At 41.1% G+C, this 20,985-nt stretch carries 18 protein-coding genes and 1 tRNA gene; 3 read left to right on the top strand and 16 right to left on the bottom strand.

Annotated features, from left to right (window positions below; translation table 11 throughout):
* Positions 1–74 precede the first annotated feature (74 nt).
* From ACN222_RS20910 to ACN222_RS20840, 15 genes are all read right to left on the bottom strand, one after another.
* Positions 75–1,223, bottom strand: a complete 1,149-nt coding sequence (locus ACN222_RS20910; RefSeq protein WP_010998317.1) for a glycosyltransferase family 4 protein — start codon at positions 1,221–1,223, stop codon at positions 75–77.
* A gap of 431 nt (positions 1,224–1,654) precedes the next feature.
* Complete coding sequence (locus tag ACN222_RS20905) at positions 1,655–3,289, bottom strand: MFS transporter (RefSeq protein WP_044522116.1); 1,635 nt, start codon at positions 3,287–3,289, stop codon at positions 1,655–1,657.
* Positions 3,276–4,166, bottom strand: a complete 891-nt coding sequence (gene recO / locus ACN222_RS20900; protein WP_010998314.1) for a DNA repair protein RecO — start codon at positions 4,164–4,166, stop codon at positions 3,276–3,278. The genes ACN222_RS20905 and recO overlap by 14 nt, the downstream gene beginning before the upstream one ends.
* A 99-nt stretch (positions 4,167–4,265) precedes the next feature.
* Positions 4,266–4,946 (bottom strand): deoxyribose-phosphate aldolase, encoded by a 681-nt coding sequence (deoC, locus tag ACN222_RS20895; RefSeq protein WP_010998313.1) that lies wholly within the window; start codon positions 4,944–4,946, stop codon positions 4,266–4,268.
* A 190-nt stretch (positions 4,947–5,136) separates the two neighbouring features.
* A complete protein-coding gene (locus ACN222_RS20890; protein WP_010998312.1) occupies positions 5,137–6,294 on the bottom strand; it encodes a DNA cytosine methyltransferase in 1,158 nt (385 codons plus the stop codon).
* A 155-nt stretch (positions 6,295–6,449) separates the two neighbouring features.
* Positions 6,450–7,895: a DUF697 domain-containing protein gene (locus ACN222_RS20885; protein WP_010998311.1), complete on the bottom strand. Its 1,446-nt coding sequence runs from the start codon at positions 7,893–7,895 to the stop codon at positions 6,450–6,452.
* Positions 7,896–7,995: 100 nt separating this feature from the next.
* A tRNA-Met gene (locus ACN222_RS20880) sits at positions 7,996–8,072 on the bottom strand.
* A 49-nt stretch (positions 8,073–8,121) separates the two neighbouring features.
* Positions 8,122–9,075 carry an asparaginase gene (locus ACN222_RS20875; RefSeq protein WP_010998310.1) on the bottom strand — a complete coding sequence of 318 codons (954 nt, stop codon included), beginning with the start codon at positions 9,073–9,075 and terminating at the stop codon, positions 8,122–8,124.
* An 80-nt stretch (positions 9,076–9,155) separates the two neighbouring features.
* Positions 9,156–9,656, bottom strand: coding sequence for a CGLD27 family protein (locus ACN222_RS20870; RefSeq protein ID WP_010998309.1), 501 nt, complete (start codon positions 9,654–9,656; stop codon positions 9,156–9,158).
* Positions 9,653–10,111 carry a ribosome silencing factor gene (gene rsfS / locus ACN222_RS20865; RefSeq protein ID WP_010998308.1) on the bottom strand — a complete coding sequence of 153 codons (459 nt, stop codon included), beginning with the start codon at positions 10,109–10,111 and terminating at the stop codon, positions 9,653–9,655. The genes ACN222_RS20870 and rsfS overlap by 4 nt, the downstream gene beginning before the upstream one ends.
* Before the next feature lie 557 nt (positions 10,112–10,668).
* Positions 10,669–11,940 carry a glycosyltransferase family 4 protein gene (locus ACN222_RS20860; RefSeq protein ID WP_010998307.1) on the bottom strand — a complete coding sequence of 424 codons (1,272 nt, stop codon included), beginning with the start codon at positions 11,938–11,940 and terminating at the stop codon, positions 10,669–10,671.
* A gap of 691 nt (positions 11,941–12,631) precedes the next feature.
* Positions 12,632–13,372, bottom strand: coding sequence for an amino acid ABC transporter ATP-binding protein (locus ACN222_RS20855; protein WP_044523240.1), 741 nt, complete (start codon positions 13,370–13,372; stop codon positions 12,632–12,634).
* 21 nt (positions 13,373–13,393) lie between these two features.
* Positions 13,394–14,539 carry an amino acid ABC transporter permease gene (locus ACN222_RS20850; protein ID WP_096637187.1) on the bottom strand — a complete coding sequence of 382 codons (1,146 nt, stop codon included), beginning with the start codon at positions 14,537–14,539 and terminating at the stop codon, positions 13,394–13,396.
* Positions 14,540–14,576: 37 nt separating this feature from the next.
* On the bottom strand, positions 14,577–15,503 hold the full coding sequence (locus ACN222_RS20845) for an amino acid ABC transporter permease (RefSeq protein ID WP_010998304.1): 927 nt from the start codon (positions 15,501–15,503) through the stop codon (positions 14,577–14,579).
* A gap of 67 nt (positions 15,504–15,570) precedes the next feature.
* Positions 15,571–16,635: an amino acid ABC transporter substrate-binding protein gene (locus ACN222_RS20840; RefSeq protein WP_044522113.1), complete on the bottom strand. Its 1,065-nt coding sequence runs from the start codon at positions 16,633–16,635 to the stop codon at positions 15,571–15,573.
* A gap of 496 nt (positions 16,636–17,131) precedes the next feature.
* Between ACN222_RS20840 and ACN222_RS20835 the strand changes: the two genes are divergently transcribed.
* Together ACN222_RS20835 and ACN222_RS20830 are read left to right on the top strand one after the other, a co-directional pair.
* Positions 17,132–17,689 carry a hypothetical protein gene (locus tag ACN222_RS20835; protein WP_044522112.1) on the top strand — a complete coding sequence of 186 codons (558 nt, stop codon included), beginning with the start codon at positions 17,132–17,134 and terminating at the stop codon, positions 17,687–17,689.
* Positions 17,690–17,875: 186 nt separating this feature from the next.
* Positions 17,876–18,514: a DUF3318 domain-containing protein gene (locus ACN222_RS20830; RefSeq protein ID WP_010998301.1), complete on the top strand. Its 639-nt coding sequence runs from the start codon at positions 17,876–17,878 to the stop codon at positions 18,512–18,514.
* Between the two features lie 235 nt (positions 18,515–18,749).
* Here ACN222_RS20830 and ACN222_RS20825 read toward each other — a convergent pair whose 3' ends face one another.
* Complete coding sequence (locus ACN222_RS20825; RefSeq protein ID WP_010998300.1) at positions 18,750–19,544, bottom strand: 7-carboxy-7-deazaguanine synthase QueE; 795 nt, start codon at positions 19,542–19,544, stop codon at positions 18,750–18,752.
* A gap of 193 nt (positions 19,545–19,737) precedes the next feature.
* Between ACN222_RS20825 and ACN222_RS20820 the strand changes: the two genes are divergently transcribed.
* Positions 19,738–20,787, top strand: a complete 1,050-nt coding sequence (locus ACN222_RS20820) for an anti-sigma factor antagonist (protein WP_044522107.1) — start codon at positions 19,738–19,740, stop codon at positions 20,785–20,787.
* The last annotated feature ends 198 nt before the right edge of the window (positions 20,788–20,985 follow it).

The raw sequence follows: 20,985 nt of genomic DNA, 5'->3' as shown, positions 1-20,985 counted from the left end.
GCTTGCTAACCTCTAACTTTTAAATAATTGAAGTTGTTAAAAACTAAGAATCTAAAAATTAGTCTATTTTACCTCTAAGCTCCCCAAATGAGTTTTACAGGCTGCTGTGCTAAAACTTCACGATAAAGTTCTTCTAAATGAGTAATATTCTTCTCTAGTGTGTAGCGTTCTTCAACGCGCTTTCTAGCTTTTTGTCCCAGCACTGTTGTTAACTCTGGATGGTCTTGGAATAGTGGTAAAAGGGTGCGTAATTGCGATCGCACAGTTTTGGTATTCATGACTACACCAGCACCTTTTTCCAACACTTCGCCGTCTGCGCCCACATCGGTTGCTAAACAAGCGAGTCCGCAAGCCATACCCTCTAACAGCGATAAGGATAAACCCTCGACTAGAGAAGGTAAAATAAATACATCTGCACCCTGGAGAATCTGTATGCGTCGGTCTTCGTCAGCGACAAATCCCAACCAGATAATGCCATACTCAGAACCATAAAAGGGTTCTAAAGTAGCTCTCAAAGGCCCATCTCCAACCATTAATAACTTACTATCAGCACCCATGTTGGCTTGCTTCCAAGCTCTTAACAGGGATTCTACATTTTTCTCTGGGGCGATTCTTCCTTGGTAGACAAACAATCGTTCCGCTTGAAATTCTTTTTTCACAAGAGAAGACCCAGGCGAGTATTTGCTGGTATCCACACCATTGGGGATGACTGCGATATTTTTCTCCCGCACCCCCATACTCGCCAATAGTTCTCGCTGAATTTGGGAAAAGACAATGACGCGATCGTAGTTGCCCAAAAAAGGCGCGTATAGTTGATAAGCTAAAAGTTGTGTTCCTGATATCAGTTTTGCGCCTTTGCCTGCAAATGGAGTGTGAAATGTGGCAATTAGGGGCAAGTTCAGTTGGTCACAAATTTCTGGTAGAAAAAAGTCCAGGGGAGATAAAGTCAGAGACGCATGGACAATATCTGGCTTGATTTCTCGCAGTGAATCAGTTAAAAGCTTTGTCGCTTTGAACGTTGGAATAGTGTAAACCTGAGACTTATAAATGAAGGGTAGAGGCACTTCTTGGAATTTCGGCCAGTTGTCAGGTTCAGTTTCTTCTTGAGCAAAGTGGAGAAAACTGACTTCATGTCCCCTATCTAGCAAGGCGTTTGTAACTTCTCTACTGTAAGTGACATTGCCACAAAAGGGTGATTTTTTTCCAATCCAAGCTATACGCATTCTTTACCGGCTATCAGAAGAGCGTGATTGATTATTTCTTGTGGTTTTTTGTTGTTTATCTTTTTGTACTTGCTGGCTATCTTGAAAAAGTGCGGTTAGTGGTAGCGGTTTTTGAGCCGCGTACTGAGTAAAAAGATTAAACTCTCAACTCTAGTTTCTAAGTGCCTTTTCCATATATTTATCGGTTTAAGCAGTTGATGATGACTACTAAGTATATATCTTCACTTTTAACCAGTTCAAAAGCTAAGTTCTAGGTTGGCTAAACCAGATAATCTATAAGCTTAATTTGTCTTTTGGTTGTAGATGTACATTACATTTACAACCACTTATCTTGGCTCATCTCCAATTGATTCCCAGCAAGGTTTTAATAAATTTTCTGCACTCAGTTTAGCATGAAAGCAAAATCTATAATTAACCCCAGAATTAGCGGATTAATCACGAGAGTTATACCAAGTTAAGATACCTCCGGAAAAGACGATCGCCGCTAATGCCAAAAAGACAGCTTGTAATCCCACAAAGGTTTCTGCTAGACCTGCTAACGCCAAAGGTAGGGACAGAGCAATATTAATTACGTTATTTTGCAGACCGAATACTTTACCACGCATTTCGGGCAAAGTTTCTGTTTGGATAGCTGTCTGCATGGGTATACCGATTAAAGAGCCAAAAACACCCATCAATGTTACTAAAATTAACACCAGTCCTAGTTGTGTTGTGAAGATAGAAAGACCAACTAAAGATGCTGCCATACCCAAGCAACCACACAGGCTCAGTTGAGTGTAGGAGAAGCGTTGACCAAACTGACCCAAAATGGTCGCGCCGGCTGCAATACCAACGCCACCAGCCGCTAGTAAAAAACCAAATTGAGAAGCTTTTATATGAGGAATGATTTCTGCCATCCGCACTGCTAAAACAGTCAAGGCGGCAAAGACAGAAAATAAAATCATCAATTGCAATAGAGCGTTACGGACGCGGTAATTTTCTTTGAGGTAACGTAAACCATCGCGTAAGTCTGAAAATACGTGGGGAAATTCTGTTTCTGGTGCGTGGGTTTTTTCGTGAGTTACCAACAGTAGCAAAATTATACTGGCGATCGCATAACTACCACCAACCAAAAGTTCTTTGCCAAACCCATTATTACCCCCTAGTTGCGACCAAATACCATCGGCAAAGGCGAGTAGTGGTTCTCCTACCGCAAAACCCACTATCACTGAAGCCATCATTGTGGTTGTGTATAGTGAATTAGCCGAAAGTAAGTCCTGTTCTTTCACCACCAAGGGAATTGCGGCTTGTTCTGCTGGAGCAAAAAACTGTGTCAATGTGGACACCAAAAACGTCACACCCAAAATGATGAGAAAACCTACAGGTAAAACTCCTATGGGTTGCCAATCATGAGTTAACCACAACAACAAAGGAATAGCTAAAACCAAAATACCGCGCCAAGCATTTGTCGCTACTAATACAGCCTTTTTCGACCACCTATCTACAAATACGCCAGCCACAGAACCAAACAACACTGCTGGTATGGTAAAAGCCATCATCAATGCTGATACCCAACCACTAATACTTTGATTACTTGCCTGGAACTGAGTATTAATTAAGGCAATCATCAAGACCAAATACACCTTATCTGCCAGTTGACAGAAGACTTGTCCACCCCACAGCGCTAAGAAATTGGGGTTTTTGAATACAGCTAAAAACCCTTTATGTTCATTATCTCCAGAGTCGGCTTCCCCACCAGAACCAGAGTCATCTGTTGGTGTTGCTGCTGGAGTAGTAACTAATGGTACACTCTGCCCGTTACCATTAAACTCCAAAATATTTAATGGCTCTGAGGATTGTTTATCTGTTTCATTGGGTAAATCGGCTTGGGGATTTTGCGAAATACCACTTTTCTCATTGGTAGGAACATCTTGGTCAGATGATTCCTGGCTATCTTTGTGATTGGTTACAGGATAGGGAACAGCACTTAAGTGAGCCTGTGCTGTAGGATCTGATGCCCTATTCTGTCTTTTGGCGTGGCTTGGCGACAATGGCAGAATTTTTCTATCCAAATCAGACGGTTGCATCATGGTTGGCAGCAAAATAAGAGTCAATCAAAGTGGCGGAGCGAATAGGGCGACCTAAATGATACTGAGCATACTGACGCAAAATCTGCTCCACAGATAACCAGCTGGCATCACTGGTAGTGTTAATTTGCATTATCTCTGGTTGTGAGAGCTGTTGGAGCATCCCAAGTTCTACAGAATTTAACCGAGCAGAAATTACTGGTATTTCTTGCCGATGTACAACTGTTTGGTAAGCAGGAGTTACCGGATGAGGAAGTGACTTTTCTTTTGATTCTTTTCTCGCTTCTTTTCGCAAGCCTTCCCAAGCTTCTAAGCAAACTATCCCCCCAGACGCAATGCTAAAACCTACCCGCCAGTTGGGATCTGCAAAATCAGGTGTTAACGAGCGTTGAGTTAGACAACAAATTTGTACTTGTGGGGTAAGTCCAGCCAACGCTAAAAGGTGAAAAACTGCATGAGCTAAGTAAGCGAGAACACCAAACGACTCTCCTTTGGGTAATTCTTCCAAGCGATGGAGATGTTCATTTAGTAATTCGTATAGTTCCTCTTGTGGTTGTTCACTTAAGGCTTGACAAAGAACTATTTCTGCTAGATATTGACTAGCAGCTAATTTACCCAAATCTTTTGCCAGACCTGGATAAGTTTTGATGGTTTGAGCTTGAGTAATTTTATCTAGCGATCGCCCTTTGGCAATCAGTAGTTCATTGACTACAAACATCGCACTCCTACCACCAAGGCTGGAGTTATGTTTTCTTGACCCTGGAGCGATCGCGCGAATCAAACCGAATTCCTGTGTCAAAATTGTCACTATTCTGTCTGATTCTCCCATTGCTTGGGCTTTCAGATTAATGCCAGTTGCTTTATAAGTTTTATTCATTAGTCATTGGTCATTAGTCATTAGTCATTAGTCATTGGTCATTAGTCATTGGTCGTTAGTGAAGACAAAGGACAAATGACTTAGGACAAAAACGAATGACTATTCAACTTTTTCCGGGTTATCTCGCTGGTGGATTAAATCTATACCACGAGACGTACCTAGTCTAGTCGCACCCGCTAATATTAAGTCTAAGGCTTGATTGAGGGTGCGAATTCCACCAGATGCTTTTATACCCACTCTTTCTCGTGTGATGTCTTTTAAAAGCTTCACGTCTGCCACTGTAGCACCGCCATTCCAACCTGTGTTGGTTTTTAAGAATGTGGCTCCTGCATCCATTGCTATATCGGCTGCGATTTTTTTTTCCGCATCCGTTAGTAAGTTTGTTTCCAAAATTACTTTAACTACTTGCCCAGTCTCTTCGCAAATTTCGGCAATTTCCCGGTGTACTGCTTCCGTATTACCAGATTTCAAGCAGCCCAAATTGATTACTACATCTAGCTCTGTGGCTCCATTTTCCACTGCTTCCAGTGCCTCATACAATTTGACTGAGCGAGTCGTAGCCCCAGTAGGAAAACCAATTACCGTACAAACCTTAGGTTTTTTGCCGTGGAGAAATTCTGCTGCTTGCTTTACGTAAGTAGGATACAAACAAACCGACGCAAAATTATATCTGTCTGCTTGTTCACACCATTGGTCAACCTGCTCTGGAGTAGCCGTTGGCGTTAACAGGGCGTGATCGATAAATGGCGCAATATCAATGTTCGGATAGCCTGCTGCCATTGTTGCCTTTTGTTAGTGATTGATGATAAAGCTTTATAAAAAATTAATACCCTTTACATAAATTAAAGCACATCTATTACGAGTCTAGCTGGAAAAGCAGGTGTTTTTGAGTTTTGTTTACCAAATCATTGTGTGTTTATAAAGCCACATAAGTATTTTATTTAACTTGGCAATAATTGGAGTTTCAGCATTATTGTAGTTGCTTTTTGATACCAGTATTTAGGAAATCAAGAATAGACTCAGCCAACGCTTTGGATGCTAAATATGGCACACCATTACCAATAGTTTTAAACATATTAGTTAGTGACATATTTTCTGGTAAAGCAAACTTGGCAGGTAAAGACTGTATAGCCAAAGCTTCTGCTACAGAAATTCGCCGTATTTTGTAAGGGTGTAAATGCACTTCATTATTGCCATAACAAGCTGTAGGAGAGTAACGCCATCTATGTAGACGTTTAAAAGATTTCTTAGAATCATCTCCTTCTGCAACACTGGCAAATTTGAGAATACCTGCCCTTGGTTGAAAATAATGTTGAGAATTAGGATGGTTTATTACATTATTTTTTCTAAACCAATATTCAACCGTTAATTCTTGAGGAATCCCATTAGGGCAAGGAATTAGAGAATTTTCTCTAAATGGTTCAACCTGAATCCACGGATAAGCAAACACTTTTTCTTTAGGATATAAAACTTTATTTTCCCAAGGGAAAACAAAGTCAAGCAGTTTTTCATTAGCACTATTTATGTTCCAAAAATCATGAATAAAACTTTTACTAAAACCCAATAAAATTATTCTTTCTCTATCTTGTGGTACACCATATTCAATAGCATTGATTACCCTTTCGGTTAATAGATAACCTGAATCCACTAATTTTCTTTTTAAGGCTTCAAAAAACTGACGATGTTTTTTAGTCCGCCATAAACCTTTGACATTTTCAAATAAAAAGAAATCTGGTAAATTTTGACAAATTAATTCTATATAAGCTGAAGAAAGCTTACCATTTTCACCTAAACAACCCCTATTTTTGCCCCCAATAGAAAAATCAGGACAGGGAGGCCCGCCAATAAAGCCAACAATATTATTAGATTTACGACATTCTTGAACCCAATCTAACAGATATTTTCCGGGGAAACCTTCTACCAACTTAGAAACATCTGCCGTGTCCCCTTGATAATATCCATATTCTGATAAGGGTAAATTTAATATCTCCCTCAAATAGCGATATGCTGCCATAAAGGGGGAGAAAATTTCATTCACGTAGACAATATTAAATCCACTTGTTTCAAACCCTAAATCCAGAAATCCTGAACCAGCAAAAAATGAGAATACTTGCGGTTTAACACTCATTTATGAATTGAATAATTTAATAACATTAGGCGATTGAGTATCTTCTTATAAGCAATTATCAGAACTTGATATTACTTAACAGCACAAAGACGCAAGATTCCTCTTAGCGTCCTTGTGTCTACTCTGAGAGAACCCCTAGCGGAGAATGAGCGAAATTAACCTGCAACTTCAATCTGCTGTACTTCTGGTAACAAACACTTCACACCTTGCTTGACAAAACCTTGCAGAAAAGCCACCTGCTGATTTTGTTGGAAGACATTTTGTAAGGTTTGGCGTAACTTGTCTACGTTCAAATTACTTCCAGAATCTAAAGCGATTTCTTGTTGTTCAAAATACGTTACTAGACTTAAAGCCGCTACTCTGGTGAGATAAGCTGCACTGACACCTTGAACTAAACCACCAGCCACAAAGGTAACAGCGTTACTTTTGAGAACAGTACCAATGGCTTTAGTAGAAAGTTCCACCAAACCCAATTTCAGCATCAAACTTCCCATTGTTCCCGCTACGGTTTGGGCCTGTTCCAGGGAAAACTTCTGCTGATAGATATTACCCAAATCCATGACCATTTGAGCATTAATTGCCGCAGTTGCCAAAATATCTAATGCTGGGACTGGGTTAGCAAAGGCAGCAGCCGCAGCTATCCACTGATATTGTTCAATAATTGGGTTAGCGCGATCGCATCTTACCCCATTCAGGTAGTTTTTCGCCTCAGATTTCAGTAAGAACGCCTGTCTTGCCGTGGTTGTCCACACCCATTGTTGACTTTGTTGTGCCAAAAGTTCGCTTAATTCCAGGGTTAACTGTTGAATATCAGGCGCTGGTTGTTCCATCCACTCTTGCACAACACCATCAGCTTCATGTTTCCGCACTTTGATAGGTAGAGGAGAAGCGGAAACAGCAACTACATGATCTTGGACTCGCTGTTGTAATGACAGCAAAACACTAGTACGTTCATCTGGTAAGTACTGGTCTTGTTTGTTGAAAACCAGGATTTTTGGTTGATTCAGCGCCTTTATCTGCTGTAATGCTTGGAATTCTGAATCTGTTAAATCACCGTTAGTCAAGAATAGGACAGCATCCGATTTTGCCGCTTCTGCCAGAATATTAGTATCTGCAAGAGTACTCAATTCCTTAAGCAGTGGCGCTGTTTCTTGGAAACGGATTGTTTGCTGCTTTTCTGGTGTGTAATGAGACTCCAGCACTTGAATTAACGTGCTTTTACCAACCCCTTGTCCACCAGTTACAGCTAGCCGAATTTCCTGTCTGTCTAACTCTACCGACAATTGGGCGAGTTGATTCCGTAATGTGCCTAAAGCTTGATGGTTTTCGGCTTCTTGGGCTAATTGATGGATTACGGCTTCAGTTTTAGCGATCGCACTTTCTGCCGTAGCTCTGTCAAAGAGCATACCATTTAGCTGTTCTGAACTATCTTTTGGTAGTTTGTGCTTGAACAACCACAAGCCACCACCAACCGCTAAGACACTCAATAAACTCAGTTCACCCAACTGCATTATTGAATGATGCCAACTTTGTAGCATCCACAAGGAAAAGGATAATCCTAATCCTCCTACTAAAATTGGTCGTTGCAACTTCACAACCATGATTCTCCGCGCTTTTTGGAAGATCCCAACTCAAGAATAGATCAAAATAAAACAAAACCCCACAATCTTCAAAGAATGTGAGGTTTTGTTGTTTATGAGTTGGTGGCGGGAAGTGGATTTGAACCACTGACCTTCGGGTTATGAGCCCGACGAGCTACCAGGCTGCTCTATCCCGCGTCGTTTTTCTTGACTTTTCAAGTATAACCCAAACTCAAAAGTTTGGCAACTATAAAAGCGATAATTCTCCAACAACCTCTAAACGCGTGTATTTGCCTGGGTTCATAAATTTTTCTGCCAAGCTTTCAGCAACGCTAGGAGTAATCCAACCCATCTGCTGGAGGAGGTGAATAGCAACTGCATATTTTGCCCGTTTAGCGCCGTCCATGACCTTAATCGTCAATCCCATCCCTTCACCAAGTCTGCCAATGCACTGTACGCCTTCTGCACCAGACTTACTTACTAATTCCCCAGGAGTTAAGCGCATTAGTTCCGTATCAAATTCCCTCTCTCCTGCTACCATTGACGGGTGATGAGTCATGGCTCGGACAATGCGTTCCATATCTAGGTTGTTACTAGCAGCTAGAAGCGCATATAAAGAAGAAATTTGACCTAATTGCAGTAGATAAGTAGGTACACCACAATCATCGTGGGCGCTAATAAATTCTGCGGCTGGCATTCGCAATAACTCTGCAACCTTAGCCAGAACTAACTGCTGTACTGGGTGTTTGCGATCCATGTAGTTATTTAAAGGCCAATGGCGTTGTTGACAAATAGCCAACATTCCTGCGTGCTTACCAGAGCAATTATATTCAAGAGGGCTACGTTTGCCTTGAGGAATTGGACACTGGAGTACGGAAGGGTCAAGATCAGCACGCCACAGGATATTAAATGCCTGCCTTACTTGCTCGATTGTACCCTTGTGGGAACTGGTAATAATTGCTAAGTCGCGATCGCTCAAATCGTAGCGTTCCAGTGTCCCTGTAGTAGTGACTGCAAGTGCCTGAAATGGTTTGAGTGCTGAACGGACAAATGTAGCTGTTTCCGAGTTACCGGCAACACTAAGCACTCGTCCTCGTTCATCGCAAACAACAGCTTGGACTATATGCTTCGATTCGATAATACCTTCACGCAGCAACCGGACTTCCAGTGCTGGGGCTTGAGTGCGCTTTCCCATTGTCATGGGTTAATATTTATCTCTTTTTTTTGTAAGTTGCCAGTTGTAAGTCGTCAGTTGCTTACTGACTACTGACTCATGACGATTTAAAACAAATGCCAAACTATAGTACCAATAAGAAAGAGTCCCGCCAAGCCAGTGAAAGTAAATTGTAACCGTTGGAGAATGGGTTTGATTTCGTAGGTGACAATCAAGCGATCGCGGGTGAGAACTTCTTGGGGCTTGATCCAAGTTTGGCCATCGTACCAGCCTGATTCTTCGTAGAAGACAGTCATACTATAGAGGCGATCGCGCACATACAGCCAGCCCAGGTATAGCCTTACCAAACTTAGGACTACTCCGACGCTGGCTCCAGCTGCCCCACATAACAGAAAATGGGTCAGTTGTTTATTTGGGGGAAAGCTAGCTGCGGCTACTGGCCCAGCCACCAGCCAAGATAAACTCCAAATCCAAATTAATTTTGTGGCATACTCCCGCCAATTTAAGGCGCAATCACGAAACAGCCAGGAAGTTTTTAACTCTTCGTACTCATTCAGTGGTTGTTGGTCTACGGGAACCGGACAATTTGCCAGCGACGACTTCATCATGTTGGGTTACCTTCATCCTCATCAGATTTTGGTAGGGGGATGCGTTCTGCATGAACCCAGAATGCTTCTAAATTATAAAACTCCCGTTCCTTTGGCATCATGATATGCACGATGATGTCGCCATAGTCTTGCAGTACCCAACTGCCTTCCACTTTGCCTTCTGTCCGCAGTGGCCGTCGTTGCCACTTGGTTTCTACTTCATGTTGAATTGCATCGGCGATCGCTCTCACTTGCACCTTAGAATAGCCAGTCAACATCACAAAGTAATCTGCTAAGTAAGAGACATCTGCTACTCTCAGCACTAGAATATCGCCAGCTTTGCGGTCTGATGCTGCTTCGGCAATGGTTAGAGCTAATTCTCCACTAGACTCAGTTTCAGCCTGTGGACTCCTAATAGCGCTCTTGGCTACCGAGACGGATTGTAATGGTAAATTTCCTTGGAAATAATCAGACATTAAACCTCAGGTGCTTTATCCCTTTTGTTACGGTTTTTGAGAATTACTTACAAACAACAATTGAGCAGTAAATCTATCTATTGGTTTTTTTGAATACTAACAAAAAAACAGGTATCTATGAGAAAGGTTGAGAAATTAGCTGACGTATTATCATGTCACTAAAATACTGTTGCAGGTTATTTTTCTGTAGCGATAACTCCGACAGTTGCTGCATTTGATACAAACTTGCTGATTTTCTACGTACTAGTCATGTAACTTTTTTCTTGTATCTTGACTTATGTACATTATCCACAAGAAGGTTTAGAGATATCATTGTCTCTTGGTTTAAGCTGTTTGCCTAATATTGAGTATAGAGCATAAGCAATTTAAGCTCTTCTTCCTAAAGCTTTATTTGTCTGATATGTTGAATATCTTTCTCACTAAAGACGGCAAAATTTAAGTTCGATAGTAGGAGGGCAAAAAATTAAGACAACAAAATAGGGCTAAGGAGATAAAAATATCCTCAACCCCAAAAATTACGACTAATTTTTATGACTAGAGTGTCTGACGCTTGAGATTCATACTTCCTGCTTGGAAACTACTTTGGATGGGATTGTTTGGCCTTCTGTTGTCACTGAGTAAAATAAATTTTCATATTGATTTAATGCTTGCTCAAAAGCATATTGTTCCACAGCATACTTCCGACTGTTATAGCCCAAAGTTTTAGCCTTTTCGGGATGTTTGTATAAGTCTAAAATTGCCGTTGCTAAAGCTTGAGGGTCTTCTGGGGGAACCACAATACCGCCACCACTCTGTTTAATTGCCTTGGCTGCGGTGCCTTTATCAGGTACAGACGCTATCAATGCCCTGCCACTAGCCAATAAGACTTGAATCTTTGATGGCATATTAAAAGAAATCACATTTTTTTTCTGCACCACTAACCCAACATCCGCCGCCGCCAACATTTCTGGTAAATGTTCTCGTGGTTGAAAAGGTAGTAACAAGACGTTATCAGCACCGCAGTTTGTACAATACTTTTGCAGTCTTTCTAAACCCTTAGCCTCACCTGCAATTACAAAGGAAATTTCGGCGAAATCGCGCAACTTCGCGGCAGCTTGAATGACCGTTTCTAAACCTTGGGTGAGAGCAATATTGCCAGAGTAGAGGACAACAAATTTGTTGTGCAGATTATGACTATTCCGAAAATTATTACTGTCTTTTGGTAAGGGACGAATAAAATTCACATCAACCCAGTTGGGTATTTGCTCTATTTTGTCAGGCGATATACCTTTGGAGAGGAGATTTTCTACAAAGCCATCAGCAATAACGCTAATTTTAGTAGCATGACGATAGGCAAATTTTTCTAATAGGGAGAATACCTTAATTAGCCATTTGTTTTTCAGTAAACCAACATGAATGGCTGCTTCTGGTAATATATCTTGTAAATTCAAGACCACAGGACAAGCACGCAACCATCCTAGTAAAGATGCTGGTATGCACACGGGTAGTGATGGTGAAGTTGACAAAATCACATCAGGCCGCCACCCGAACAGAGCAGGGAAAAAACTCGTGACTACGAAACTAGCATCTAGCAATACTCGGTCTAATAATTTCGGTTGGGGACGAATCCACACGTAACTACGTTGGATTTTGACACCATTCTTATATTCTGTCAGATACCATTTACCCCGGTAAGCCTCGTAAATTCTGCGTTCAGGGTAGTTAGGCATAGCAGTGACCACACGCACTTCATGTCCTCTCTTGGCCAGTCCCTCTGCTAATTCTGTCATTAGGGGAGCTATACCAATTGGTTCTGGATAGTAGTTATATGAGTAAATTAAAATCCGCATAACAAATTAGTCAGAAGTCCCCTGGCTGGTTTGGATAACTAAAGCAAGGTCTAGATTGCTTATGTTTGAAAGCATCTAATACTTAATTTTCCCTTTTATAGTATTTCTATGTCACTGGTTTTTCTTTGAAGATTCGGTAAAAATTGTTATTGCTTTCGTCAGTAAGATGTGATTGATTTTGTGCTTTTTCTTAAATAAGCACTATGTATAATTTATTTACTATATACATAAACCTTATTGTTATCAATGTAAATATTACTGTATCAACTACAACTTATATGCAAATAATACCCGAAATTATGGTAAATTGCTGAGGGCATTCCGTTTTGTGGATGTAATTGAACAGTACTTACACCCGAAAAAACCAGATAGCGATTTTCGCTTAGTCTCCCTGTCGGCTGAGGGTTAAAAATTTTTCCTTATTTAAACTGGTTGTGCATCGTTGAAACTAAGCAACTAATTTTAAAGATTTAGTAAATTTGCCGTTCCTGAGATACTATTTTAAATACTGACATAACATTTTTAAAATGTGGCATCTCCCACTGGAAAGAGTTTATATTTAACCCTTTTGGGCAATTAGGAAGAGTAGATATCATACTCTGTTATCTCCAAGTTACGGCAGTTTATCACGCACATACACCAGAGTAAGATTTCCAGATATGCAATTTTTGCATCGAGGTAATTGTTTGCACTAGAGAATCTGTGATAAAAATTTGCGGGTGCGCTCTTCTTGGGGTTTGGTGAAGAAATTGTCAGGGCTAGCTGATTCGACTAGGTGACCGCCATCCATTAACACTACTCGGTCGGCGACTTCACGGGCAAACCCGACTTCATGGGTAACCACTACCATTGTCATACCATCGCGGGCTAGAGAGCGCATCACGTCTAGCACTTCCCTGACCATTTCTGGATCTAAGGCAGAAGTGGGTTCATCGAATAGCATAATTTTTGGTTGCATAGCTAATGCGCGGGCGATCGCTACTCGTTGTTGTTGACCTCCAGATAGTTGTCCTGGATATTTATTTGCTTGTTCTAGAATGCCTACTCTCTCTAAGAGTTGCATGGCTGATTCTTCGGCTTGGGCTTTTTTTGATCGCCGTACCCAAATGGGTGCCAAGGTGATGTTTTGCAAAACTGTTAAATGGGGAAATAAATTAAATTGCTGAAATACCATCCCTACTTCTCGTCGGATTGCGTCAATATTTCGCAAGTCGTGGCTGAGAGTGATGCCATCAATGGTAATTCTGCCTTGCTGGTATGCTTCTAAAGCATTAAATGTCCGGATAAATGTGGATTTTCCTGAGCCAGAAGGCCCCATTAAAACCACAACTTCTCCACGATTCACTGTTAAACTAACACCTTGGAGGACATGGAATTTGCCATACCATTTGTGAACATCTTCAGCAATAATTATTGATGTTGGTTCTGCCATATACATTAACCTTAAGTTCACTTAATTATTTAGTTGTCTCTCTAACCGCCGGGAAGCAAGGGACATTGAGTAACAAAATAGCCAATAAATCAAGCCAATAAATAAATATACTTCTGCATAACGACCAATAAACTGAGGTTGTGCCAAAATCGAACGGGCTATACCTGTAAGTTCTACTAAGCCTACAAGCGATAGTAGAGAAGTGTCTTTAAATAAACCAATAAATTGTCCGACAAGAGCGGGAATAACTGCGCGTAAGGCTTGGGGCAAGACAATTAACAATACTACGAAAAATGTATTTAACCCTAGTGCTTTTGCGGCTTCAACTTGTCCACGGGAGACGGCTTGAAGACCACCGCGCACATTCTCAGCCATGTAAGCTGCACTAAATAGTACCAAGCCAGCGATCGCTCTCAACACTCGATCTAAACGGACATCGGCTGCGAAAAACAAAGGCAACATAACTTGCGCGAGAAATAAAATTCCAATTAATGGAACTCCCCGAACAATCTCAATGTAAAGAATAGAAAACCAACGTACTACCGGCAAATTGCTAGTACGTCCCAAGGCGAGTAGAACGCCAATAGGAAAAGAAAGAACTATACTAATTGCTGCCATCAATAAGGTGAGTAGCAAACCGTTCCATAAATTGCTGGATACGGGACGCAAACCGAAGCCGCCACCAATCAACCACAGAATGATGGGGAAGGACAATAACCAGATCAAGGAAAGCCACGGGGCGACTAAATTTGTCAACCTTGATCCAAGTAAAAAACCAGGTATCAATAAAACCGCAGTTAACAGCAACCACAGGCGCGATGACAAATCTAAGGTGAAAAGAATTAGTAGCAAGCCGACAATAAAAGCAAATAAGCCTACTTTACGCCATGTCAATTTTTGCTGATTAAAGAAAATACCCGCAGTAACAGCACCTAAAGTAGAAGCGATCGCTAAAACAATCCAAACTCGCCAGTATTCAGTTTGGGGAAATCTGCCCACTAAAAATAAGCGTAAATTTACTTGAATAACTGCCCATTGTGCTTTGGTAGTTGCCCAAACAATAATCCCTTGTACTAGCCACAACAATAACGCCGAGCAGATAACAGTTAATAGGCTGTTATACCAAGTACTAAATAGATTTTTGCGTAACCAAGTTAGTTTAGTCATTGGTAATTAGTCAAAGGTAATTTTCTCCCGGTCTCCATTACCTTTCTTTAATCTGTACGGTGCGATTAAAGGCATTCATGATGAGGGAGATAGTCAAACTGAGAGAGAGATAGGTAAGCATTAGGAGTAACATGACTTCTACTGCTTTTCCCGTTTGATTAAAGGTGGTGGAGGCGACAAAATAAATATCGGGGTAGCCGATGGCGATCGCTAAACTGGAATTTTTGGTGAGATTGAGATACTGGCTTGTGAGTGGCGGAATGATGACTCGCAAGGCTTGAGGGAAAATAACTAGGCGCATGATTAAGCTTGGGTTTAATCCTAGCGATCGCCCTGCTTCCCATTGTCCTTTGGATACTGACTGAATCCCGCCCCGAACAATTTCCGCAATAAAAGCTCCAGTATAAAAAATTAGCCCCAGCAGTAATGCAGAAAACTCTGGTGAAAAGGTGAACCAAGGTAGTTCTAATCCGTTTTGGCTCAGACCAATAAATCCCCCAAGAGAAATTTTGTTATCTGCTCTGGGAAGCCCTAAAAAAACTGCAAAGTACCAAAACAACAATTGTAAAAGTAATGGTGTATTACGAAATATCTCTACATAAACTAGTGAAATATTCCGCACTAGCCAGTTATCAGATAATCTAGCTATCCCCGCAAGTATACCAACGATTGTTGTCAGAATGATGCCGACAAATGCTATTCGTAATGAATTAATTAGTCCTACCCATAAAGCCAAACTATAAGTATCAGTTGGTTTATAAGCAATCAGGGTTTCACCGATATCAAAAGATGCTTGCTGCTTGAGGAAATCAAAGCCAAATTGAATGCCCAATCGTTGCAAATTGCGGTTAAGATTACCTAAAAGGATAGCTACTACAAATGCAGCTAAAAATAAAGCAATCAATTGCCCAGCAATATACCAGAAGCGATTATCACGCCAAAAAGGAGGTTTTTCGTTGGTCATTGGTCATTGAGACGTTGCGGTGCAATTTCTGTATATAGATAGTCAATAGTCATTTTTCCTTACTCTTTTACCGGAATGGTGGAGAGTATAATAACCCGCCTTTTGACCACAGTTGGTTTTGACCGCGTGCTAAATTAAGCTTTGTCTTGGGGCCGAGGTTGCGATCGTAAACTTCGGCATAGTTCCCGACGTGTTTGATGATTCTGGCGGCGAAGTCGTTAGTTAAACCAAGTCCTTGACCTAAATCACCTTCGGTGCCTAAAAAGCGTTTCACATCTGGGTCGTTACTAGTTGTAAATTGACCTAAATTTTGAGCATTAATTCCTAATTCTTCACCTTTAATTAAGGCATAAACTACCCAATTTACAGTGTTACTCCATTTAGCATCTCCTCTAGCAACGGCTGGTGCAAGTGGTTCTGAAGAAATAACTTCATCCAAAACCACATTATCCTCAGGTGTGGGTAGGGTTGTGCGTCTGGATACCAAGGCTGAACGGTCGGCGGTAATTGCATCGCAACGTCCTTCAGCGTAGGTAGCAAAGGTAACGTTAACGTCTTCAAACACAACTGGCTTATAGGTGATGTTGCGCTTCCGCATTTGGTCTGCTAAGTTCTGCTCAGTTGTAGTACCTGTTTGCACACATATGGCTTTGTCTTTCAGGTCTGCTAGAGACTTGATGGCGCTATTTTTGCGAACCATGATTGCTTGACCGTCGTAAAAGACTACAGGTGCAAATTCTAGACCCACTGAGGTAGCGCGGCTGAGTGTCCAAGTAGTGTTACGGCTGAGAATATCTACTTCCCCAGTTTGTAGCGCCGTAAATCGTTCTTTCGCGCTGAGGTTACGAAATTCTACTGCATCTGGGTTGTCAAACAAAGCTGCGGCGATCGCCCGACAAACATCTACATCAATACCGCTATACTCGCCGTCAGTTCCCACAAAACTGAATCCTGGAACTTCGCCACTGACACCGCAAATTAACTGACCACGGTTTTTGATCGTATTCCAGCGATTTGCTACTAATGTACTTCCTGAATTAGTAGATGTATCGGTTGTTGGCGCTGAATCTCCTCCACAAGCAGTAGTAGTAAAAATTAATGATGCGCCCAGGATAACAGCTAATTTATTCATAAACATCTCAGTTAATGACCCTCGAAAAGTGTTGCTGAATACCATAAAGTCGTGGCAACAAATTGATGTTTGTAATATAGAACCTTTTGGGTACTTCTCACCATCCTATTTAATTTATGAAACTGCTCATAGAAACTAGTAATGGGTAATAAGACAAAAATAATATGCGGGCTTGTCATTTCTTGGACATATATTAAATTTTATTTTTAGATATTTGTATTCAATACCTGATGAATATCAAACAAAAAATAGTATTTTAAATTAATCGAGAAACAAGATAAACTACTCATTTTACAAGTTGAGTACCTGAAGTCTCGCCAAATTTCTGCAATATGAGAAATCTGGATATATCCACCAACAGACTTATTTAGTTTACTAAGGCTTTCTGTACCCTTACGAAAACTAGAGAAGCAATTATGTCAATTAATCCAGATGCCCCTAAAAGGTTACACTAGTGCTGGTGACAAATGCTCCACCATTTTTTCGAGAGGGTTTTATGGGAGCTAACCTCAAACAAATTGCTAATTACTTAGACAAACTAGGTTGGGACTACCGTCTTGAGGAAGAAGAAGACCGCATTATCACAGGTGTGGACGCTGACAACCTAGAAGATTTTTTAATAGTTGTCCAACTAGACGAAGAAGGAAAATTTTTTCGAGTATTTGCGCCCCAAGTTCTGGCTGGAGTACAAGACCACCCTTATAAGGGAGCTATCTTACAGACGATGCTAGCAATTTCTTGGGAAACGAAAATGCTGCAATGGGAATATGACCCATCAGACGGTGAAATTAGAGCAATTATTGAGTTTCCCTTGGAAGACTCGATTCTGACCGAAAGGCAATTTCATCGGTGTCTGAGCGGATTAATTCAGATTGTGGACAATATAGCTATACCCCGATTGATAGAAGTGATGAAAACAGGTCATGATCCTGGGAATATAGAACTTGGTGAAAGATTATTATTGAGTATTCAGGAAGAAGCTCCTGGATTATTAGAAATACTAGAAAAAGCAATGGAAGCCCGAAAGAAGCGGGGTAGTTTTCCTACAGAGTGAGACGCATCATCACTTAAATAGTTATCATTAACTGCATACACCACGATGAATGGAAAGTAGCACTGAGGATAGAAGCCAGATGTTCAAATTTTTTACCCAGAACTCAGCACTCAATACTCTTCCAAGTCAGCTATACTCCAAAGTGATACCCTCACAATATACTGAAATTTTCTAGGGCTGGATTTTATGACATCCTATGCAACCTCCTCTGCTAAAGCGGAAATGAGTGAACTACGGCGGTTGAAAGGCCTACTACCGCCAGAATTGCAGAGCTGGGTCACGGTTGAAGGTACAACTGAGGTCAATCCACCCCTGATCCGTAGCGAAGAAATTGGTAAAGACCAGGTAGAAATTCAAATTGACTTGGTTAAATGGGATGCTCTGGCAATGGATCAGCGTAATCTGCTATTTTGGCATGAAGTCGCCCGTATTCAAAATGACACAATTCCCAAAGATGGTTGGGAAATGGCAGCATTAGCTATTGGTTTGGGCGGTGCTGTAGGTGAGTTATGGGTACAGGATGGATTATTGTTAGTGTTGGCTTTGGCGCTGTGCGGTGTTTCTGGCTGGCGACTGTACCAAAAGAATAACGGGGAAAAACAAATTAGAGAAGTGCTGGATGCGGATGAAAAAGCGATCGCCCTGGCAACTCGCTTCGGTTATAGTCTCCCTAATGCCTACAAAAGTCTTGGTAGCGCTTTAAAAACTCTCATTGACACTACTCCCAGTAAACGCCAACGTTCTCGCTATGAAGCCAGACTATCGGCACTCAAACGCAGTGCTAACAAGGCAAAAGCTAAATCTAAAACCACTGATGAAGACTAAGAAAAAATACATGAAGTGGATAATAACCGCCTAAATATTTCGATTTGTGTGCCTCTGTGGTTGGAAATTTATTTAACCGCAGAGGCACAAAGGTAAAAGGCTACAAGATAAGCTAATCTAGCTGCTCACCCCTTGCAGAGTGTATTGTAGACAACGAAAAAACACTATATGGCCTTGCCCTTACAAAGTTTTTAATTTCATCAGAGAAATTTACAGAAATTTGTTGGTTTACTGCTCATAACTGATTTAACATTTTATGAGTCTGCGGCACGACGCGAACGTATTTTAAAAACCGTTTCATCGAAGCTTGCCACGTCAAAACATCTGCTGGAGCAGGAGCAAGTGCGGGTGTTGGGCTGAATTGCTCAGATTCGGCCAAAGGCGTGACAGGCTGCAAAAATACAGGGATTTCAGGACTGACATCTGCCACAAGTAAAGCCGCGCGTTCCAATTCAGCTAAGTTTGTGCGATGAGAGATAATTATCTTGACAAAAGTCTCTGATTGTGTAAGGCAAAGTTGAAGGAATTGGGAATGCGCTTGCCAATGAGATTCACCACTGACACTAGGGAGCTTCAAATCCATACCCACAGAGTCTAGATAGGGTAAAATCGTAGCCAATTGTTCTGGGCGATGTCCGCCTGTCTCTAGGTATATAGGTAAACCAGTGAGCGATCGCACTTTGGGCAAAAATTCCTGTAAAAAAGGAGCATGAAGAAGTGGCTCTCCACCGGTTAAGCTAATGCTATCGTGTAGACAAGGTAAGTTTTGCCTTTCAACCCATTCGATGAGAGTGGTTAGAGGGACAGGATTTGGGTGACTTTCAAAATCTCGCAGTCCTGGCGATCGTTCTATCCTACAACTAGCAGGTGCATTCCATGTGTGGGCGCTATCGCAAAAGTGACAGCGCAAGTCACAAAAAGCAAAGCGAATAAAAATTTGACGTGTCCCGACATTCAGTCCTTCCCCTTGAATAGCAGAAAAGACCTCAACCAGGCGAGCAGTAGGTTCGGCTGTAGTTTTAGCAGTCATGGGTGTAATATGCGATCGCGCTACGTCGATGCAACAACAAGTATGTTTTTTAGCTTCTTGTTCTATTGTGAATCTTTGTAGTCAATCTCTAATCTGATCCTGAGTAACTAACTATGAGTCATTATTCCTACTGATTAACATAAGGTTAGGTAATTTTCTAGAACAAAATAAATGTGTGGCAGATTAAATGTACATGGCAACCAAAGTGCAGAGCTTCATGACTAGCCAACCCACAGAGGTAAATTTTCTAGTTACCACCCTAAATGAAACCCTAATAGTGCAGGTTCCTGCCCGCTTAAGCGTGCTGGAAGCAGTAGGCTTTAAGCAAACCTGCCAAGAATTAACCAAAGGAAACTCTCATCCCAAGGAAATCATTATAGATTTTCAACAAACTACCTTTATGGATAGCAGTGGCTTGGGAGCATTAGTTAGTAACTTTAAGACTACTAAAGAAAAAGGAATTGTCATGATCCTGCGGAATGTCACTCCCCAGGTCATGGCAGTATTAAACCTCACCGGACTAGATAAAGTTTTTTCTATTGAACCCAGTAGCAATATATCCCCAACAGAAGCTGAGAATGCTTTAGATAACCAGAAAGTTTCTACTCGTAAAATAGAGCAACTACCTACCACTCATCCCTCTGTTGCATCATGGACTAAACGATTTCTGGATATTTTTGGTGCTTTAGTGGGTTTGGTAATTACGGGGATTTTGTGTATTCCCATTGTGATTGCAATTCAAATCGATGATCCAGGCCCCATTTTCTTTGGACAAATCCGTTGTGGTTGGATGGGTAAACGCTTCAAAATTTGGAAATTTCGCTCCATGTGTGTGGATGCGGAAGCAAAAAAATCTCAAGTCGAAAACCAGGTACAGGGTGCTTTTTTCAAGAACGAAAATGATCCTAGAATTACAAAGGTTGGCAGATTTTTACGTCGTACTAGTCTGGATGAATTCCCCCAATTTTGGAATGTCTTGAAAGGAGATATGAGTTTAGTAGGGACTAGACCGCCTACACCTGATGAAGTAGAACGCTATGAAGTTCCAGAATGGCAACGTTTGGATGTTAAACCCGGTATGACTGGGGAATGGCAAGTGAATGGCAGGTCTAAAGTTCGTAGTTTTGAAGATGTAATCCGCCTAGATTTGCTATATCAGAAAAACTGGAGCTTGATGTATGATTTGAAACTAATTTTCAAAACTGTTACCATTCTGTTTAATAGAAATAGTGGTGCTTACTAGAAAATTAATATGATTGTGTAACATACAAAACCAGTTGCCAGCATTAACTAAATACAATCATTTTGTAAAATTACTAAGAATCCCTGAGATTTTCATCAGGGATTTTTATTTTTTACTAAAAATAGTTTTGTAGTATTTAAGTCAATCCGGTTTAGTTAAGTCTAAAATCTGGTTTTTTTGAAGCAAGGAAGAGTTTGT

The organism is Anabaena sp. FACHB-595, from assembly GCF_048568275.1.
Classification (GTDB): Bacteria; Cyanobacteriota; Cyanobacteriia; order Cyanobacteriales; family Nostocaceae; genus Trichormus.
This window is presented reverse-complemented; position numbering and strand designations above follow the sequence as displayed.

Coding starts and splice junctions, on each gene's coding strand:
- rsfS (WP_010998308.1), bottom strand. CDS start 10,111: ATGTCTGATTATTTCCAAGGAAATTTACCATTACAATCCGTCTCGGTA.
- ACN222_RS20850 (WP_096637187.1), bottom strand. CDS start 14,539: ATGACTAAACTAACTTGGTTACGCAAAAATCTATTTAGTACTTGGTAT.
- ACN222_RS20820 (WP_044522107.1), top strand. CDS start 19,738: ATGGCAACCAAAGTGCAGAGCTTCATGACTAGCCAACCCACAGAGGTA.
- ACN222_RS20910 (WP_010998317.1), bottom strand. CDS start 1,223: ATGCGTATAGCTTGGATTGGAAAAAAATCACCCTTTTGTGGCAATGTC.
- ACN222_RS20840 (WP_044522113.1), bottom strand. CDS start 16,635: ATGAATAAATTAGCTGTTATCCTGGGCGCATCATTAATTTTTACTACT.
- ACN222_RS20870 (WP_010998309.1), bottom strand. CDS start 9,656: ATGATGAAGTCGTCGCTGGCAAATTGTCCGGTTCCCGTAGACCAACAA.
- ACN222_RS20855 (WP_044523240.1), bottom strand. CDS start 13,372: ATGGCAGAACCAACATCAATAATTATTGCTGAAGATGTTCACAAATGG.
- ACN222_RS20830 (WP_010998301.1), top strand. CDS start 17,876: ATGACATCCTATGCAACCTCCTCTGCTAAAGCGGAAATGAGTGAACTA.
- ACN222_RS20885 (WP_010998311.1), bottom strand. CDS start 7,895: ATGGTTGTGAAGTTGCAACGACCAATTTTAGTAGGAGGATTAGGATTA.
- ACN222_RS20905 (WP_044522116.1), bottom strand. CDS start 3,289: ATGCAACCGTCTGATTTGGATAGAAAAATTCTGCCATTGTCGCCAAGC.
- recO (WP_010998314.1), bottom strand. CDS start 4,166: ATGAATAAAACTTATAAAGCAACTGGCATTAATCTGAAAGCCCAAGCA.
- ACN222_RS20860 (WP_010998307.1), bottom strand. CDS start 11,940: ATGCGGATTTTAATTTACTCATATAACTACTATCCAGAACCAATTGGT.
- ACN222_RS20875 (WP_010998310.1), bottom strand. CDS start 9,075: ATGACAATGGGAAAGCGCACTCAAGCCCCAGCACTGGAAGTCCGGTTG.
- ACN222_RS20825 (WP_010998300.1), bottom strand. CDS start 19,544: ATGACTGCTAAAACTACAGCCGAACCTACTGCTCGCCTGGTTGAGGTC.
- ACN222_RS20845 (WP_010998304.1), bottom strand. CDS start 15,503: ATGACCAACGAAAAACCTCCTTTTTGGCGTGATAATCGCTTCTGGTAT.
- ACN222_RS20890 (WP_010998312.1), bottom strand. CDS start 6,294: ATGAGTGTTAAACCGCAAGTATTCTCATTTTTTGCTGGTTCAGGATTT.
- deoC (WP_010998313.1), bottom strand. CDS start 4,946: ATGGCAGCAGGCTATCCGAACATTGATATTGCGCCATTTATCGATCAC.
- ACN222_RS20835 (WP_044522112.1), top strand. CDS start 17,132: ATGGGAGCTAACCTCAAACAAATTGCTAATTACTTAGACAAACTAGGT.